Genomic DNA, 17,937 nt, shown 5'->3' with positions numbered 1-17,937 from the left:
AATGTATAAACCTGACACTATTTTCTGCTGCGGTATTCCGTGGGAGAGCAACCCATAAATTTACTGAATACTTTTGAAAAGTAGTTGGAATCTGCAAAACCCACCAGAAATGCGGCCTCTGTAATGGAACAATTGAAATTCATCAAATGGGGAAGACTCTTTTCAATGCGGTATCGCAGTAAATAATCAAACAGGGATTCATGCATGTGTTTTTTAAATAGCCTGCAGCATTCGCTTTTACAAAGATGTATGGATCCCGCAATATCTTCCAGGGTGATTTTGGCCGGGTAGTTATCCTGTACAAAAGAAAGAATGATTTTCAAACGGTCCAGATTCTTTTCGTTAATGTAATTATCATGTAATAAATCAGAATAATGTTCTAAAATGATAAGCCACAGCTGATGCAAAATTAACTGAATCTGCATTTCAAAAAAATCCCCTTTTTGGCGGCTGTGCTGATGAATTTGGATAAGTGCTTCAATCACATCATGATGCCACGCTTCCTGTAGGTCAAAGCAGATGGAAGATAGCTTTTGGTTTTGCAGCAGCGGGGCTACGTACTTTGTGTGGAGCAGGCTTTTTTCATATCCGTAAATCAGCTTGGGGTCAAAGGTGAGGGAGATATAATGACAGTCATGCCCATCTTGCATGTATCCCGTATGTAAAGTATTTGCGTTGCCAAACAGGGCCTGCCCTGACTTTAAATGAAATTCTGATTGATTAATCCGGTAAAGCATTTCTCCTGAAACTACCAGGGTGAATTCTATTTCCGGATGCCAGTGCCACATAAATGATCCCGCTTCGTAGCGGGATAAGATCTCGTCACTTACCAGAACGGGAAAAGGAAAATTTCCATGTTCTTTTATTTCTTTTTGATCTTGGTTAATCTGTATCTGCATTCTAAACCTCTTTATATTCCTGGAAATTCATTCCCGTCATCTGCACATCCCACGTTGCGGCATATTTACCATAAAGTTAGATCACGCAGCCGTTTGCTCGATCTCCATACGATACAAATTTTACAAACTGTGACGTACATTTTTCAGAAAGCAATTTTAAACGCCCTCTTGTAATTGAGATGGTTTTTGTGTCTGCCTTTTCATTACCATTATAATAAATTCATGGATATAGTCAATAGTTCATTTTCTCAATATATTCCTTGTCTGTCCTATGATCGTCAAGGTTGTTTTTTTACATTCCTTTATAATAAATTCATAACAGATCTGAGAAATCAATTATTATGAAAGGGTTTAGGGGATGAGAAAATGACAGTGAAAAATAGAATGAAAAGCGTAATAAAAATAAATAAAAAGTGTGCGGATAAAGTAAATGATCCTCAATTATTTAAAATGTCACTTCCAATCTTTATTGAATTGATGCTGCAACTGCTGGTGGGGAACATAGACCAGGTAATGATGAGCCGGTATTCCCAGAATGCTGTGGCAGCGATCGTAAATGCCAATCAGGTAATGAACCTGGTAATCATTTTTCTAAACATGGTCAGCATGGCTGCGGCAGTGATATTATCCAGGTACCTGGGTGCTAAGGACGATGATAATGCTTCCAGAACCTGCATGTTATCGCTGGGTTTCATTAGCGTGATCAGTACGGTAATTACAGTAATTATTCTTTTTGTCAATAAGCCAATTTTTTCTTTAATGAAAATACAGCCGGAAATCATGGGTGAGGCCAGGCTGTACCTGATGATTGTCGGAGGTTTTATTCTGATTCAGGGGTTATATCTGAATTTTGCGGCAATCCTCCGCACGTATACATTAATGAAGGAGGTCATGTATGTATCAGTGGCAATTAATCTGCTTAATATTGCAGGAAATGCCGTTTTAATTAACGGATTGTTCGGTATGCCGGTGATGGGACTTGCAGGTGCTGCAATCTCCACGGTTATCAGCAAAATCATTGGCCTGCTGATACTTATATGGATTTTCAGAAATAAGATCCGTCTGTCTTTTGGGGCAGGGCTGTTAAGGCCTTTCCCTTCCGGTTTATTAGGAAATATGTGTAAGATTGCAGTTCCCTCCGGGGCGGAATGCCTGTCCTATCAAATGTCGCAGCTTTGCATACTGGGCATTATCAATACCTTTGGAACTGTGGTAACGGCGGCAAAGGGTTATTGCAGTATTCTGGCTAATTTCTCTTATCTGTATGCCCTGGCGCTGTCACAGGCAACTCAGATCCTCACAGGTTATCTATGTGGGCAGAAACGCATGAATGAAATCAAGAAAAGAGTATTTTCTACAATGAGAGTTTGTATAGTCATATGTTTTTGCGGAACCTTTTTACTTTTTATTAACAGTGATCTGGTTCTTCGAATCTTCACAGATAACACCGAGATTCTCCAACTGGGAAAAAAGATCCTGTTTCTGGAATTCTTTTTGGAATTTGGAAGATCCATCAATAATATTCTGACCAGAAGTCTGATTGCTGTTGGTGATGTAAAGACACCAATGATCGTGGGGATTACCGGTCAGTGGATGATTGCATTTACCCTGTCATATGTGTTTGGAAAGGAACTGGGACTGGGTCTTCCTGGGGTATGGATTGCCATGGCACTGGATGAATGTATCCGTGCACTTATATATGTAATCCGGTTTGGGAAAAAGAGGTGGTAGAGATTACCGTTTAAGGACATTGAGATACTAATTACGGACATTTCGGCACAAAGGACATTTTTGAGGTAAGATTTCTTCATAAAATACATAACAGAAAAACAACAGGCTATATGAGGAGGTAATTAATGTGAAAGATGCATTGTGCGTAACGAATTTGTCAAAATCATTTGAAGATTTTACACTACAAAATATCAGCTTTTCGATTCCAACAGGCTCTGTAATGGGGCTGATTGGAAAAAATGGTTCCGGTAAAACCACAACCATTAAATTAATCCTGAATTTACTGAAATGCCAGACGGGTTCCGTATCTGTATTAGGAATGGACCACATAAAGCAGGAACAGGAATTCAAAGAGCGCATAGGTGTGGTTTTTGATTCCCACTTTTTTGTAGACGAGTGGAAAATGTCAGATGTGGAAAAGTCAATGGGCATGTTTTATAAAAACTGGAACAGGAAAATATTTTACCGGTATCTGAGTGATTTTAACATTGGTAAAAACAAACGTGTAAAAGAGCTGTCAAAGGGAATGCAGATGAAACTCATGTTAGCCTGCTCCTTTTCCCACAAGGCTGAACTTTTGATTCTGGATGAACCCACCAGCGGGCTGGATCCTGTATCCAGGGATGAGCTTCTGGATATCTTAGCGGATTATACGGAGGATCAAAATCACAGTGTACTGTTTTCAACACATATAACACCGGATCTGAATAAAATTGCAGACAGCATTACGTTCATTAACAATGGAAAACTGTTGTATACCGGAGAAAAAGAAGATTTTACAGAGATGTACCTGATAGTTTCCGGTGACAAAGGACAATTAACTAAGGATATCAAGTCCCTTCTTTTAAGTACAAAAATATCTGGAGATCACTTTGAAGGGCTGGTCAGAGCAGATCATCTGTCAGAAGTATCCCATTTAAAAAACAGGCATGCAGACATTGATGACATTATTGTATTTATGGATAAAGGAGACTTTTAATATGGATAAGATTTATAAAGCTTCAAAACTGGATTTCATGCTGATACGCTATTATTTAAAATCAATCTGTTTCACGGTCTGTATTCCCTTTGTTTTTGTATTAGTCTACCGCTCCCTGATAACGGGTATATCATTTGCAATGTTTATGATGGCAATGTCATCTATTTACACCTTTACCGTAGCGGAAAAAAATGATATGCACCGACTCTATGGTACGTTACCCATTTCAACTGCTGAACTGGTATGCGGGAAATATCTGCATCTGTTCTTGCTGGGTGCAATTTCATTGGTGATATCCAGTATTGTGCAGCCCTTGATTTTAATTTCACTGGGAGTGGCCACATCGATTTCAGAGGTGCTTGTGGCTGCCCTCATAGGAAGCATCCTTTTTATTACTTATACAGCATTTCAAATTCCAGGCTATTACAAATTTGGACCTATTAAAGGAAGAGTTTTTATGTATATACCTGTTGTAGGGGTTCTTCTTACCATGTTTGTACTGGAAAAAGCAAATTTAAAAAGTATGGAAATCTTGGATGCCATCGGTCAGAATAAGTTAATTCTTCCCTGCTTCATTTTGATTTATATAGTACTGATTATTGGGATTTCTATAATGTCTTCTATTAAAATTGTAAAGAATAAGGAATGGTAGGTGAATCATATGGGAACCGTTATGCCAGCATGAAAGATGAAATCATCGAGGAATATAACCGACATAATTATATAATAGAGAGCAAAGCACTTTTAGAAAATGAAAAAATTCGATTTAAAAATATTCAAAATGGTGTGGCGGAACCAATACAATATGCAAAAGCGCTGGACTTTTTATCAAAATGTCTGGAAAAATATCATAACGAAAAAGTGATAGTATTAATAGATGAATATGATGTACCTTTAGAAAATGCTTATTTTTCTGGTTTTTATGATGAAATGCTGGGATTCATCCGTTCACTATTTGAATCGGCATTGAAGACAAATCCATGCTTGGCATTTGCAGTTGTCACCGGATGTTTAAGAATTTCCCAAGAACACCCTTCGGGTATACCATTATGTCCTGAAGAGAAGGACAATAAGAGGAAAAGTATATTTACTGGTTTAAATAATTTAGAAGTGATCTCCGTACTAAATGATTTCTATTCTGAACATTTTGGATTCACCCAGGAAGAAGTAGAAGGAATGTTAGAATTTTATGGTCGTCCTGATGCATTTTTAACGATGAAAGAATGGTACGATGGTTAACTTTTTGGAAAAACTGAGGTTTATAACCCGTGGAGCACAATTAATTATGTTAAGGTATTATGGCGGGATAAAAATGCATTTCCGGAACCATTTTGGTCAAATACCAGTTCTAATAGTATTGTAAAGGGGCTGGTTGAGACAGCAGATCTTTCTGTGAGAGGAGAAATCGAGATTTTAATAAGAGGCGGATCCATTGAAAAGGTGATTCATGAAGAAATAACTTATGCGGATGTATATGAGGCAGAAGATAATCTTTGGAACTTTTTGTTTTTTACCGGTTATTTAAAGCAATCCGGTAGGAGGATGGATGGTGACAGACAATACCTTATCATGACAATACCAAACACGGAAGTAAGATATATTTATAAGAATATTATTTTGAATTGGTTTGACAGATCAATTAGGCAAAAAGATCTTACACAGTTGTTTACTGCTATAGAAGAAAAGGATACAGATAGAATATCGTAAGAATTATCGGTTTCTTTGCAGGAAACAATAAGCTTTTACGATTATACAGAAAATTATTACCATGGGTTTCTGACCGGGATTTTAAAAAATATGAGAACATATCATGTTATTTCTAACCGTGAATCAGGATTAGGAAGACCGGATATAATCATGAAGGCTCCCAGTGTGCAGGGAAAAGCAATTATAATAGAAATTAAGGTTGCAAAAATTTATAATGAAATGGAAGAGAAATGCGAAGCAGCTATTCAACAGATAGCAGAAAGAAAGTATGAAAGCATTGTTCGTGAAGAAGGTTATCGTGATATTATTAAATATGGTATTTGCTTTTATAAAAAAGAATGCCTGGTCAGAGTGGTGGACACAAATTAATAATATATCTACAGCTTTAACAACACCTGCGTTTTCTTCCGATATGCGCTGGGCGAAATCCCAATGTATCTGGTGAAATATTTATTATAGTGGGAATGGTCATAGAACCCTAATGTGTGGGCGATTTCTGTGACAGGAGCATCCGTCAGAAGCAGGCGGATGCTTTTTTCAAGTTTGCATTCAATAATATAATTACTCAATGTGGAGCCGCTGATCTTTTTGACAATGCGGTTGATCTGCTGGGGATGCAGCATCAGGGTGTCAGAAATCAGAGAGATAATATCACCGCTCTGTTCATAAATATGTTCATTAATCAGCTCAGTTATCCGAATGATCCGTTCGTCAAGCTCATCTTTTTGAAAAGAATGGGATTGATAAAAGTTATCGCATAAAAGCAGTAGGATATTAAACAGACAGTTGAACTCATATAAATCAGATAGTTCTCCAGTTATCATTTTTTTTCCAAAATAAGCAGTAAAGAAGGCATCTGCAATAGACATGGTGTTTTCTTCTAATTCCAGATGGAGCGGAGCAGAAGAAGAATTTCCATGTTTTAATAAAAAATATTGCATCGTAGAGCAATGCAGCGATGCTGATGATAATTCATGAAACAACAATTTTGGCAGCAGATAGATATTTTTAACATGCCAGTTTTGTACCTGGGAAATGGCATGGGTTGAGCCTATGGGGATGAAGTAAATGCTCCCACGCTTCAGAGGATATACCCCATGGGAGGTGTGGTGTAAAGCACTCCCGTGGGTAGTGATGCCGATTTCAACAAATTCATGGGAATGTTCTCCCAGCCGTTCTGAATTCTCAAAAGAATAATCTTCTGAGAATATAGGGAGCGATGTGTAGTTATGTATATAATTTGTAGTTAAAATATTTTCACTTTTCATAATTGAATTATATATATATTACCATGAAAAATCAATAGTTATCATTAAAAATAAAATGAAAAGGCATTATTTTACACAAAGAAATACTTCATTTACAAGCAATTCAAATCCTTCTTTATTATAATAGAGTAAGATATCCCGAGACATGAGCAGAGAGGTATCTTACCCTCGCGGCAGCAGCCAGATGTCCCGCAAGCGCGCCTATTTGACTTGTTGTTCGCGGAAATGAAAAAGGAGAAAAATAATATGACGGCTGCGGAACGTATGTTTAAAACACTGAATTTTGAGAAAATGGATGGGGGAGGGGCTTTTGCGGAAACCTTCTTTCCCTGGGACTTAAGTGTAGACCGGTGGGTGCAGGAAGGGCTCCCGGAAAAATTCACTTCCTCGTATTTATATCCTATGCCCAAGGAGCGTTATATGAGGTATTTTAATGACTCAATGACAGAACACGTTTATGAATATGAGCAGTTTCTGGGATATGACGGAGTAAAAAGAATGTCATTTTGCATTCCGTTTAAAGGCTTTGACGAGAAGATTCTGGAGGATAATGAGGAATATATTCTGAAAATGGATGAAGATGGCTGGCAGAGAGCTTATTATAAAAAGCGCTCTCTGGTAAAAGAGATTAAGCCGGTTGTGGATGGGGAAGAGGCCTGGGAGCGGTTAAAAGAAAATACTTTGCGGGAAATTGAAAAATACTGTACGGACGAAAATCTTCTGCGTACATATGGCAAATACAAAGAGGGGCATGAACGGGGAGACTTTTCTATCCGGTTCCGGGCTTCCGGATTTTTCTGGACACCCCGGGAACTGATGGGTGTGGAAGAACAGCTAATGGCATTTTATGAAATGCCTGAATTACTCCACGAGATCAATGACTTTATTCTGGAAATATATTTACACTTTTTTGATAAGATTTTTGACATCATTAAACCGGACGTTCTCTTATTTCCTGAGGATTTGAGCGGTGCAAACGGGCCGATGATATCACCTGGAATGTTTGACGAATTTGTAGGTTCCTATTATGAAAAATTAATTCCGTTTTTGAAGAAAAAAGGAGTAAAAAATGTATTCGTAGATACCGATGGTGATTTCCGGCAATTAATTCCTAATTTCAGAAAAGCAGGTGTGGATGGATTTCTGCCAATGGATGTTAATGCAGGAATGGATATCGTGAAGGTCAGAGAAGAGTTTCCGGACATCAAATTTATCGGGGCATACAATAAATTAGTGATCGCAGAGGGAGAAGAAGCAATCGACCGTGAATTTCAGCGGCTGCTTCCGGTAATCCGCCAGGGAGGATATGTGCCTGGAGCGGATCATCAGGTGGCACCTTCTACTTCTTTTCAAAATTATATGTACTATATAAAAAGATTAAAGGAAGTGATGCAGCAGGCTGGGGCTGACAGTAAAAAAGTAAGTGAAAGCTGCGGGTGAATTGCAGGATAATAATGAAGGTTGACACCAGGCTCTATTTGTGCTAATATGCCGATGAAATGAATATATTACATGCAAACATAGTAAGGGAGAAAAAATGAAAAATAATATCTGGTCAATTATTTTATTGATTGCATTGTTTTTATGCCTCCCCGTTCTTTTTTATAGCAATAAGCCTAAGCAGCCCGACAGCATAAATCAAAAGCTGAATTCTCAGGAGTCAGTAGTTATCGGTATGAATCATGCAATACAACAGCTGGATACGCCGGATTTTCAAAACGTTGAGACTATATTTAGGACCTGTTCAGTGGGAAATGAGGGGAAAAGTATTCAGGAGGTTTTAAGAAGCCAGAATCTTTATTTAAGAGGGCTTTGTGCACTGCTTTTCTATACACTCTTTTTATTTGTATTTGGAGGTGTCTGGGGCAGGCCTTATGTTTTTTTATGCAATTGTTTTCAATTGATGGAAAAATATATGTTGATGATACGAACGAACCATCGAAAGGATGGAAAAAAAAGAACCCTTTCTTTTAGCTGATTAATTCAAAAGCAGTAAAGAGAAAGGGTGAATAATATGAGAAAACAGGAGAGTTCTGCGAAAATTCCTGTAAGTCTTGGCGCAGTTTTAATATCGATTGGAGTGGTTTACGGGGACATCGGGACTTCACCGATGTATGTAATGAAATCAATTATATATGGCAACGGAGGTTTGGCACATGTGGATGAGGAACTGATTCTGGGTTCATTGTCCCTGGTCATCTGGACGGTCATACTGCTGACTACGGTGAAGTACGTATTGATTGCCATGCAGGCGGATAATCATGGTGAGGGAGGAATTTTCTCTCTTTACAGCCTGGTGAAAAAATATGGAAAGTGGCTGATTGTACCGGCAATGATTGGTGGAGCTGCCCTGCTGGCAGATGGTGTGCTTACGCCGGCAGTTACGGTAACTACGGCTATTGAAGGACTTCGCAGTATTCCGGCGATGCATTCCTTATTGGGGAGCGGTCAAAATAAAATTGTAGTGATAACGCTGATTATCATTGCCGGTTTATTTCTGGTTCAAAAGGCGGGAACCAGCTCGATAGGTAAAGCATTTGGACCGGTTATGACGATTTGGTTTTTCTTTCTGGCAGCGGCAGGTATTCTAAATATTTCCGGCAATCCATTAATTTTTCGTGCACTTAACCCCCTGTGGGCTGTGAAAATTCTGATCAGTCCGGCTAATCATATGGGGTTTATGATTTTGGGGAGCGTTTTCCTTGCAACCACAGGAGCGGAAGCGCTGTACTCGGATATGGGGCATGTTGGAAAAGGCAATATCTATATAAGCTGGCCATTTGTAAAAATATGCCTGATACTGAATTATCTTGGACAGGGAGCATGGCTCATGGGAAATCAGAAGCAGAGTGCATTATACAGCATTCCCGATATGAATCCCTTTTTCCAGATGCTTCCGGAAGGAGTTCGTCCTCTGGCTGTTTTACTGGGAGCGATGGCTGCAATTATTGCTTCCCAGGCGTTGATTACAGGTTCATTTACCCTGGTATCCGAGGCAAGCCGGCTGGACTTGATGCCCCATATGCAGATATCTTATCCGTCTAAGACAAAAGGACAGCTTTTTATTCCGCTTGTCAATATGGTAATATGGTTTTTTTGTTCCATTGTCGTGTTATATTTTCAAACCAGCGAACACATGGAAGCGGCATACGGGCTGGCAATTACACTTACGATGCTGATGACAACGCTGTTGCTGTTTATTTATTTAAAAGATGAAAAGAAACAGAAGATTCCTGCATTTATTTTCCTGGTATTTTTTGGTGGTCTGGAAGGGACATTTTTTATATCCAGTCTCAGCAAATTTTCCAGGGGCGGATATGTAGCACTTTTAATAGCCCTGCTTTTGTTTGGTATTATGCTGGTATGGCATCGTGGAACTGCAATAGAAGCGTCTCAGGCGGTATGCTTTAATATCCGTGATTATCTGAAACAGTTGGGAAAACTCCGTCAGGATGTGGAATACCCAATGCAGACAGATAATCTGGTCTATATTACAAAGGAACCGGAAATGGAGGAACTGGATCGTGATATTTTATATTCCATTCTGGATAGAAAGCCTAAGAGAGCCCAGGCTTATTGGTTTGTGACGATTAAAGTAACAGATGAACCGTATACCCGTGAGTATAAGGTAGAAAATTTTGGAACCGATTATATATTTAGGGTTCAGTTAAGACTGGGATTCAAGGTTGATCAGAGAGTAAATGTATACCTGAGACAGATCGTAGAAGAATTAATTACAAGTGGAGAGCTTCCTTCCCAGCAAAGAGAATATTCAGTATATGAGCCTGGTGAGGTAGGCGATTTTGAGTTTTGCCTGATACGGAAACTATTAGTTCCGGAAAGTGATATTACAGCTTCGGGCAGAGCGGCAGTATCTTTAAAATATGCGATTCGCCACATTGCAGGATCTCCGGCACGGTGGTACGGGCTGGAAAATGCATCTCTGATGATTGAATATGTTCCGCTGTTTATTAAAATGAAAACTTTACGGCCGTTAAAACGGTTAACAGAGGAGACAGGAAAATAAAAATAAGTTAAAATTGAAACAAATATAGTTATACAATGAGAAACGGGCAAAGAAGAGGATCAATACTGTTCTTTGCCTCTTTTTATGGTTGTAAATTTTGCTGCATACGGGCTTTGGCTAATCCAATAACCCCTTACCCTCTTTATACCGTTTCCGCTCATCTCCCGGAGCATATCCGGTGTATTTCCGGAAAAGGCGGTAAAAATTAGACATATTGGAAAACCCACAGTCTTCAGCAATGTCTAAGATGCCTTCGTCAGATGTGCGCAGCATTTCCCTTGCTTTTTGAATGCGCATTTCAATTAAAAATTCCTGAAACTGCATATTCGTCACTTTACGGAAATAGGAAGAAAAATAATTTGGACTCATGCAGGAAATCCCGGCCACATCCTCCAGTTTTATTTTTTCACAATAATGTCTTTTGATATACTGAAAGGATTTTTCCAGCCTTTTCATGGCCTCTTTTTTTCCACCCAGTAATTCTCCTGAGGCATAAGAACGCTCACAGTTTCTGTACAATATGGTGAGAATTTTCAAGATATCGGATTTGATCATTAAAGCATACCCAACTTCCCGCTCCGTGTATTCCCGGTTAATCTCGTTCATAATATGGATAATCTCCCTGGCATATGGAAGTGTTCCGGGAATTTTATTTTGAAAATTACTGCCGCGTTCCACAAAAGGCAATAAATAATCATAGTCAAAAATGCTGGTCCGATCTGCAATAAAATCAGAACCAAAAATCAAGACAAGCAATGTCATTTCCTCACTTAATACTTCCCATCCATGGGCTTCAATATGGTTAAATAAGATAATTTCTCCTTTTTCCACTTCGTACTGTTTGCCATTTACAAAATATCTGGCATGTCCATCTAAAATATACGTGATCTCAAAAAAGTTATGCCAATGATATACCTCCGGTTTTTTAAAAGAATGCTGCTCAATATAAGTCCTTACTTCAAAAGGTTCCGCCTTATTTAATATAGTTGTATCCTGTGTAATGATCATCCGCAAATACCTCTCCGCAAAATTAATTCCCGCTGTTATCTGTATCTATTATAACGCTAATAATAAGATTTGTCTCATAATATTATTATCTGATCCATCGTAAGATAGTACATTCCCTTCATAATAAAACAGAGGTTATTTTTACGTATTCTATATAAAATAAAATGGTAAAAATTAACCAAGAGACTTGTGAAATAAAGTTTACAAAACTCATTGCGAACATGTTTAGGAGGTAGAACATGATTATAATTGGTGAAAAACTAAATGGGTCCATACCAGCGGTAGCAAAAGCAATTGCATCGAGAGATGCACAGTTAATCAAAGAGCGTGCAAAAATACAGGCCGATGCGGGGGCTGACTTTTTGGATGTATGTGCTTCTGTAGAAGAAGAGGAAGAGATAGAGACACTTCGCTGGATGATCGAACAGGTTCAGGAAGTAACGGACACACCGATTTGCGTTGATAGTCCAAGTGCGAAATCCTGTATTGGTGCACTGCCTTTTTGCAAGAGACCCGGATTGCTGAACTCCGTATCACTGGAAGGAGATAAGATTGATACTATATTTCCACTAATTGCAGATACAAATTGGGAATGTGTAGCTTTGCTTTGTGACAATGAAGGGATTCCGGATTCCGTAGAACGCCGCATGAAGGTATTTCATGGTATTATGGAAAAAGCCAGGGAATACGGGATTGATCCTTCCAGATTACATATAGATCCTCTGGTTGTAACCCTTTCTACAGATGAAACAGCATTACAGGTTTTTGCCAAATGCTGCAGATTAATAAAAGAGGAGTATCCGGATATCCATATTACCAGCGGGTTGAGTAATATTTCCTATGGATTGCCCGTTCGTAAAAATATCAACCAGGCTTTTATGGTGCTGGCCATGAATGCGGGAATGGACAGCGCCATTGTAGATCCGACCAATAAAAATATGATCGGCATGATTTATGCGACTACAGCGCTGCTGGGGAAAGATGAGTTTTGCCTGAATTATATAAAAGAATTTCAGGAGAAGAAAGAAACAGGAGTAGATATCAATGAGTTAACAAAGGACATGATTCCGGAAATGAAAGATGTCTTTTTGGCAACACAGCATGGTAAAAATAAGGAGATTGGAAGCCTTGTACAAAGCGCGCTGGCTGCCGGGTGTGATCCGGTTGATGTATTAAATGATGGCATGATTGGGGCTATGGCTGTGGTAGGGGACCACTTTAAAAAAGAAATTATATTCGTACCCCAGATGCTGTCTGCTGCCAGAGCCATGAAAGCGGGCGTAGAAGTTTTAAAGCCTCATCTGGCGACCGGAGGCGCAGGAAGTGCGGGAAAAATGATTCTGGGAACGGTGGCAGGTGATTTGCATGATATCGGTAAAAACCTGGTTGGTATGATGATTGAAAGTGCCGGATTCGAAGTAATCGATCTGGGTGTTGATGTACCAATTGAAGTTTTTATCAAAGAGATTGAAGAGCATCCCGATGTGACTATTGTTGGTTTATCCGCGCTTTTAACCACAACAATGCCATCGCTGCGCAATACGGTAGCAGCATTAAATAATGCTCCGTTTCGAAGCCGGATTAAGATTATGGTGGGCGGTGCGCCTATTTCACAGGCATTTGCTGATGAAATCGGAGCGGATGCTTATACAGCAGATGCTGCAGAAGCAGCTGACAAAGCAAAAGAGTTGGCAAAAGCTGGAACTGGTTCGGTACCAGTCTCTAGAACGGCAGTTATAAAAAGCATTGCAGGAGAAGATGGCTCAGTGACAGCTGGAGCTGAGAGAGTTGAAGCTGAGAGATTTAAAGCTGAGAGTGTTGGAGCTGAGAGAGTTGAAGCTGAGACAGAGAATGTCTTGTCCCAACTGGCTGGTATAAAGTTCACCGGAGTCAGCCCGGCAGTATCCGGTATCCCCTACAAAGAAAATATGGATGCAGTAAAAGAAAAGTTCACAAATTACTGGAAGCATAGAAATATAGGACGACCGCTTATGTGTGTCATAGCCAGAAAGCCGGAAATGGAAGCGTTTTCTGATGGAACTCCGGTAGAAGGCGGTTATCTGGATCAGATTTGCCAGGGTAAATATTATAATATGCCGGAAGAACTTAAGTGGAAGGATATGGAGGATAAATATCAAAATCCGGAGCAGATTGTAGCCCGTTACCGATATTTCTGTGAAACACATGATTTTCTGGGCGAAAGTTTTCCTAATTTGAATGTGGACTTTGGTCCAGGTTCGCTGGCGGCTTATCTTGGTTCCGACATTGGATTCAAAGAAGACACGGTTTGGTTCAAGCCCTGTCTGGACAGTTGGGATGGTGTATCCCGATTTAAATTTGACCCGGAAAATGAGTGGTACAAAAAACATATTAAACTGGTAACAAGATGCCGTGAACTGGCTGGTGATGATTTTTATGTAGATATGCCCGATCTGATGGAGAATATTGATGTACTGGCTTCCTTGCGGGGAGCACAGGAGATTTTGTTCGATATGTTAGATGAGCCAGAGACTATCGGTGAACGCATTGGTGAAATTACGAATCTTTATTATGACTATTACAATCGATTTTACGATGTAATTAAAGATGAAAAAGGAGGTAATGCTTATACAGTATTCCAGATATGGGGACCCGGACGTACGGTAAAACTGCAGTGCGATTTTTCCGCTATGATGTCACCGGATGACTTCCGCCAATATATTCAGCCATCTCTTAAGGCACAGGCTGATCAGGCAGACTATGTTCTGTACCATCTAGATGGTCCCGCTGCAATCAAGCATCTGGATGCACTTATGGAAATTGAAGGGATAGATGCACTACAATGGACAAGCGGCGATGCCGGACCGGATGGCACCTTACCGGATTGGGATGTCATTTACGATAAGGCAATCGCTGCAGGTAAATCCATCTGGGTGAAAGTATATTCCGGAAACTTCGAAGACTGGATTAAAAACGTAGACCGCCTGGTTCAGAAATACGGCTCTCACAGCCTGTTCCTGCTTTTCCCGGAAATGTCACGCAGGCAGGCGGATACACTTTTACAATATGCAGAAGAACATTGGAAGGATGTTCCGGGAACATTTTACGTTCGCTGATTTTCTAGTTAAATGAAAAACCTCCATTTTTATAAATGGGGGTTTTTGTCCGCTTTCCGATATTGTGAAGTAGTCATATGAAATTCTTTTTTAAAACAATTACAGAAATATTCTGCCGATGAAAAGCCTACTTTTTCAGCGATGAAAGCAGTAGAATCTGTGGTATTGCGAAGGAGAATACAGGCTGCATTTAGTTTTGCCCGCACCCGAAGTTCCTGGAAAGTTGTATGATAATGTTCCTTTAATAACCGCTGCAATTGCCTTATACTCAAACCCACCATATCCGCCAGTGATTCAGGTGTGATATCAGCGTAATAAGAGAGAAATGCCCGTTCAATCATCAGATACTTTTTTTCATCCGGCTGAATATCCGGTATTTCAGAGTGTGAGGTATAGCATGGAGAATAATCCCTTGCAAGGCGTATTAAAAATTCTGCGGCAAGATGAGGAAGAAGCAATTGGCTGCCGGTTGATTTTTGCTGTTCTTCTTCAAAAAGCCTGTCCAGTGCATTCCTGGTTTCGTAAGAAAGATTTCCAAACCAAAAGTTCTGTCCGATAAGAGTCAGGAGCAGAGGATCTTTTTCAGAAATCTGTTTTTGGCTTACGGTATAGTAGACTCCGATTTCATGCATGGTATCCATTGAATCCGGTATTTGTTCATGGGAAACACCCGGTCCGGTCAAATAAAAGTCTCCGGCAGCCAGCTGATATGTTTCTGAATCAATATGAACCAAACCCCGTCCCTGTGTTATGGCATGCAATTCATAGCTGTCACTGCTGTGAACGTGCATGGGCATATAGGGCATTGGGCCGGAAGTTAGCGAGAGTACATGGAATTGGGTATTACCAAGGGAAAAGTGGATATTGACATCCCCCATAAAAGCCTCCTTAATGCAGATGGCGGGAATGAATGTTCAAACACGCTCTAGCCTGCGTTAATATAACAATAAATCTATTCTAATACAAAAGACGCTGGAAGGAAAGACAAATAGTTTTCTAAAATTGACACCTTATTGTAAAATGACGACATTATATCTCAGAACATGCCGTTCATTTCCCTGTTAATTATTTTGAAATTTACTATAATGAAGCTATCAAAACAGTAATCAATTGTTGTTTTTATTTGTAAATAAGGAGGATAAAATGTACGATTTAAAACCATATTTAGAGGAAATTGATAAAGTAATTGCCCGGGGACCATTTGCGGACAGCTGGGATTCACTGCAACACTATCAGGTGCCGGACTGGTACCGTAAAGCCAAGTTTGGAATTTTTATTCATTGGGGTGTTTACAGTGTTCCGGCATTTGGAAGCGAATGGTATTCCAGAAATATGTATATACAGGGAAGCCCGGAATTTGAACATCATGTAAGGACATATGGAGCACATAAGGATTTTGGTTATAAAGACTTTATTCCGATGTTTGATGCACCGAAGTTTGATCCGGAAGCATGGGCAGATTTATTCCAAAAAGCGGGAGCGAAGTATGTGGTACCGGTGGCGGAGCATCATGACGGATTCCAGATGTATAAAAGTGAGATTTCTCATTGGAATGCTTTTGAAATGGGACCTCACAGAGATATTTTAGGTGAACTGGACCATTCATTTAAAGAGAGAAACATGGAAACCGGAGCTTCCTCACATCGGATTGAGCACTGGTTTTTCATGGGACGTGGAAAAGAATTTGACAGTGATATCAAAGAACCCATGGAGCGGGGCGATTTCTACTGGCCTGCAATGCCGGAAAGAGACCATTACGATCTGTACAGTCAACCGGAACCTACAGAAGAATTTTTACAGGACTGGCTTTGCCGTACCTGTGAAATTATTGATCAGTATCATCCGAAGATTCTATACTTTGACTGGTGGATTCAGCATCACACGGCGAAACCCTATTTGAAAAAATTGGCGGCCTATTATTATAACAGAGCAGCTCAGTGGGGAGAAGAGGTTGTAATCAATTACAAACATGATGCATATATGTTTGGCAGTGCGGTAGTGGATATCGAAAGAGGACAGTTTGCGGAAATGAAACCGTATTTCTGGCAGACGGATACAGCAATTGCGTTAAATTCCTGGTGCTATACGGAAAATAATGAGTTCCGTCCAGCGGAAGATTTAATTTGTGACCTGGTTGACATTGTGAGTAAAAACGGATGCCTGCTTTTAAACGTAGGACCGAAAGCAGATGGATCGATTTCGCCGGAGGATACCAAAATATTACTTGAAATTGGAGAATGGCTGAAGGTGAACGGAGAAGCAATATATGATACCGGTGTGTGGAGAAAATATGGGGAAGGTCCTACGGAAATCGTGGAAGGACAATTCTCGGATAGTATTAAGAAGAACTTCACCCACGAAGATATCCGCTATACGGTAAATGGCAGTTATCTGTATGCAACCGCATTAAAATGCAGCCCGAATGGGAATTATACCTTAAAGGCACTGGGCATCCAGGATGCCTCCAGACAGGCAAACTTTCATGGAATTGTTTTAGATGCAGATGTTTTAGGATTCGAAGAAAAACCAGAATGGGTACGGGACGAAAACGGTCTGCATATTCATGTGAACACTGTACAGAGCTGTAAACCTGTTGTATTTAAAATTAGAATTGATTAAATTTGGGTTTTGCTGATTAATGACGCTTTGTAGATGTAGGTAGTGTACGGAAAGATGGGTGTGGGAAACTGGCATGGGCTCCGTCAGCTGGCCGCAGAACTGGTATTTTCTAACCTTTTCGAAGCGCTTTTTGGCGGCACGCGGGTATTCACCGAGAAATCCTGATGCATTTCTCGGTTCAGTACCCGCTTAGTATCCGATGGGAGCCAGTCGAATACTATCCGCCAAAAAACACTCCGAAAAGGTAAGTAAATACTCAGCTCTGCTCTACGCTTCCTCCGCCCATACCAGTTTCCCACACCCATCTTTCCGAGATAGCATTTGTTGATACAAAGCTGGTTTTCTCAGCAKGWTGGACCCCTGGGCTGTGGCAGGCTGTTCTTTATTGGATGCAACAGAGTGTGTTACGGCAGTTCAGTGTGAAAGGGGGATGATAAGACGAAATTTTACCTGTTTTCCTGATCACAGACTTAACTGGATGTAGGTACTATAACCACAAATACACTTTAGTAGAATTTAGAAACAGTTCAGAGTGATAACATCCAGCTGGTTTATTGGTTTTTAAGTGTTCTATGCCAATAGCATCCGGCATGCCACAACCACG

Annotated in this window: 16 protein-coding genes and 1 pseudogene; 12 read left to right on the top strand and 5 right to left on the bottom strand. The window is 40.0% G+C overall.

What is annotated here, in order from left to right; genetic code table 11:
• Window positions 1-17 precede the first annotated feature (17 nt).
• Window positions 18-899, bottom strand: coding sequence for an AraC family transcriptional regulator (locus QR40_RS11830; RefSeq protein ID WP_044295139.1), 882 nt, complete (start codon window positions 897-899; stop codon window positions 18-20).
• A gap of 1 nt (window position 900) precedes the next feature.
• Window positions 901-969: pseudogene (locus tag QR40_RS33655) on the bottom strand (DUF6783 domain-containing protein); the annotation flags it as partial.
• A 296-nt stretch (window positions 970-1,265) separates the two neighbouring features.
• Between QR40_RS33655 and QR40_RS11825 the strand changes: the two are divergent.
• From QR40_RS11825 to QR40_RS29775, 6 genes are all read left to right on the top strand, one after another.
• Window positions 1,266-2,630: an MATE family efflux transporter gene (locus QR40_RS11825; RefSeq protein ID WP_242858499.1), complete on the top strand. Its 1,365-nt coding sequence runs from the start codon at window positions 1,266-1,268 to the stop codon at window positions 2,628-2,630.
• Between the two features lie 127 nt (window positions 2,631-2,757).
• Entirely contained in the window at window positions 2,758-3,609 is an 852-nt protein-coding gene (locus QR40_RS11820; protein ID WP_027292803.1) for an ABC transporter ATP-binding protein, read from the top strand.
• 1 nt (window position 3,610) lies between these two features.
• Entirely contained in the window at window positions 3,611-4,261 is a 651-nt protein-coding gene (locus QR40_RS11815) for an ABC-2 transporter permease (protein ID WP_044295138.1), read from the top strand.
• Between the two features lie 29 nt (window positions 4,262-4,290).
• Window positions 4,291-4,848, top strand: coding sequence for an AAA family ATPase (locus QR40_RS32290; protein ID WP_242858498.1), 558 nt, complete (start codon window positions 4,291-4,293; stop codon window positions 4,846-4,848).
• Window positions 4,849-5,001: 153 nt separating this feature from the next.
• Window positions 5,002-5,316: a hypothetical protein gene (locus QR40_RS32285; protein ID WP_052430808.1), complete on the top strand. Its 315-nt coding sequence runs from the start codon at window positions 5,002-5,004 to the stop codon at window positions 5,314-5,316.
• 15 nt (window positions 5,317-5,331) lie between these two features.
• Complete coding sequence (locus QR40_RS29775; RefSeq protein ID WP_052430807.1) at window positions 5,332-5,685, top strand: PD-(D/E)XK nuclease domain-containing protein; 354 nt, start codon at window positions 5,332-5,334, stop codon at window positions 5,683-5,685.
• 8 nt (window positions 5,686-5,693) lie between these two features.
• Here QR40_RS29775 and QR40_RS11805 read toward each other — a convergent pair whose 3' ends face one another.
• Window positions 5,694-6,584, bottom strand: coding sequence for an AraC family transcriptional regulator (locus QR40_RS11805; protein ID WP_027292812.1), 891 nt, complete (start codon window positions 6,582-6,584; stop codon window positions 5,694-5,696).
• A gap of 225 nt (window positions 6,585-6,809) precedes the next feature.
• Here QR40_RS11805 and QR40_RS11800 point away from each other — a divergent pair, with 225 nt between their 5' ends.
• From QR40_RS11800 to QR40_RS11790, 3 genes are all read left to right on the top strand, one after another.
• Window positions 6,810-8,024 (top strand): uroporphyrinogen decarboxylase family protein, encoded by a 1,215-nt coding sequence (locus QR40_RS11800; protein WP_242858496.1) that lies wholly within the window; start codon window positions 6,810-6,812, stop codon window positions 8,022-8,024.
• A 97-nt stretch (window positions 8,025-8,121) separates the two neighbouring features.
• Window positions 8,122-8,562: a hypothetical protein gene (locus QR40_RS11795; RefSeq protein ID WP_044295136.1), complete on the top strand. Its 441-nt coding sequence runs from the start codon at window positions 8,122-8,124 to the stop codon at window positions 8,560-8,562.
• A gap of 36 nt (window positions 8,563-8,598) precedes the next feature.
• Entirely contained in the window at window positions 8,599-10,611 is a 2,013-nt protein-coding gene (locus tag QR40_RS11790) for a KUP/HAK/KT family potassium transporter (protein ID WP_044295135.1), read from the top strand.
• A 117-nt stretch (window positions 10,612-10,728) separates the two neighbouring features.
• Here QR40_RS11790 and QR40_RS11785 read toward each other — a convergent pair whose 3' ends face one another.
• Window positions 10,729-11,619 carry a helix-turn-helix domain-containing protein gene (locus tag QR40_RS11785; protein ID WP_027292816.1) on the bottom strand — a complete coding sequence of 297 codons (891 nt, stop codon included), beginning with the start codon at window positions 11,617-11,619 and terminating at the stop codon, window positions 10,729-10,731.
• Window positions 11,620-11,858: 239 nt separating this feature from the next.
• On the opposite strand from QR40_RS11785, the gene QR40_RS32280 reads away from it, so the two are divergent.
• Window positions 11,859-14,714, top strand: a complete 2,856-nt coding sequence (locus QR40_RS32280; RefSeq protein ID WP_330373728.1) for a cobalamin-dependent protein — start codon at window positions 11,859-11,861, stop codon at window positions 14,712-14,714.
• 29 nt (window positions 14,715-14,743) lie between these two features.
• Here the strand turns inward: QR40_RS32280 and QR40_RS11770 are convergent, their stop codons facing one another.
• Window positions 14,744-15,592, bottom strand: a complete 849-nt coding sequence (locus tag QR40_RS11770) for a helix-turn-helix transcriptional regulator (protein ID WP_044295134.1) — start codon at window positions 15,590-15,592, stop codon at window positions 14,744-14,746.
• A gap of 265 nt (window positions 15,593-15,857) precedes the next feature.
• Between QR40_RS11770 and QR40_RS11765 the strand changes: the two genes are divergently transcribed.
• A complete protein-coding gene (locus tag QR40_RS11765) occupies window positions 15,858-17,333 on the top strand; it encodes an alpha-L-fucosidase (RefSeq protein WP_044295133.1) in 1,476 nt (491 codons plus the stop codon).
• A gap of 42 nt (window positions 17,334-17,375) precedes the next feature.
• A complete protein-coding gene (locus QR40_RS32555) occupies window positions 17,376-17,498 on the top strand; it encodes a hypothetical protein (protein WP_255348041.1) in 123 nt (40 codons plus the stop codon).
• The last annotated feature ends 439 nt before the right edge of the window (window positions 17,499-17,937 follow it).

Source organism: Robinsoniella peoriensis, from assembly GCF_000797495.1.
In the GTDB taxonomy this organism is placed as follows: Bacteria; Bacillota; Clostridia; order Lachnospirales; family Lachnospiraceae; genus Robinsoniella; species Robinsoniella peoriensis.
Note: the sequence above shows the minus strand (reverse complement) of the source record. Positions and strands in the feature narration are given on the sequence as shown.

Coding starts and splice junctions, on each gene's coding strand:
- QR40_RS11830 (WP_044295139.1), bottom strand. CDS start 899: ATGCAGATACAGATTAACCAAGATCAAAAAGAAATAAAAGAACATGGA.
- QR40_RS11825 (WP_242858499.1), top strand. CDS start 1,266: ATGACAGTGAAAAATAGAATGAAAAGCGTAATAAAAATAAATAAAAAG.
- QR40_RS11815 (WP_044295138.1), top strand. CDS start 3,611: ATGGATAAGATTTATAAAGCTTCAAAACTGGATTTCATGCTGATACGC.
- QR40_RS32290 (WP_242858498.1), top strand. CDS start 4,291: ATGAAAGATGAAATCATCGAGGAATATAACCGACATAATTATATAATA.
- QR40_RS11805 (WP_027292812.1), bottom strand. CDS start 6,584: ATGAAAAGTGAAAATATTTTAACTACAAATTATATACATAACTACACA.
- QR40_RS11800 (WP_242858496.1), top strand. CDS start 6,810: ATGAAAAAGGAGAAAAATAATATGACGGCTGCGGAACGTATGTTTAAA.
- QR40_RS11795 (WP_044295136.1), top strand. CDS start 8,122: ATGAAAAATAATATCTGGTCAATTATTTTATTGATTGCATTGTTTTTA.
- QR40_RS11790 (WP_044295135.1), top strand. CDS start 8,599: ATGAGAAAACAGGAGAGTTCTGCGAAAATTCCTGTAAGTCTTGGCGCA.
- QR40_RS11785 (WP_027292816.1), bottom strand. CDS start 11,619: ATGATCATTACACAGGATACAACTATATTAAATAAGGCGGAACCTTTT.
- QR40_RS32280 (WP_330373728.1), top strand. CDS start 11,859: ATGATTATAATTGGTGAAAAACTAAATGGGTCCATACCAGCGGTAGCA.
- QR40_RS11770 (WP_044295134.1), bottom strand. CDS start 15,592: ATGGGGGATGTCAATATCCACTTTTCCCTTGGTAATACCCAATTCCAT.
- QR40_RS11765 (WP_044295133.1), top strand. CDS start 15,858: ATGTACGATTTAAAACCATATTTAGAGGAAATTGATAAAGTAATTGCC.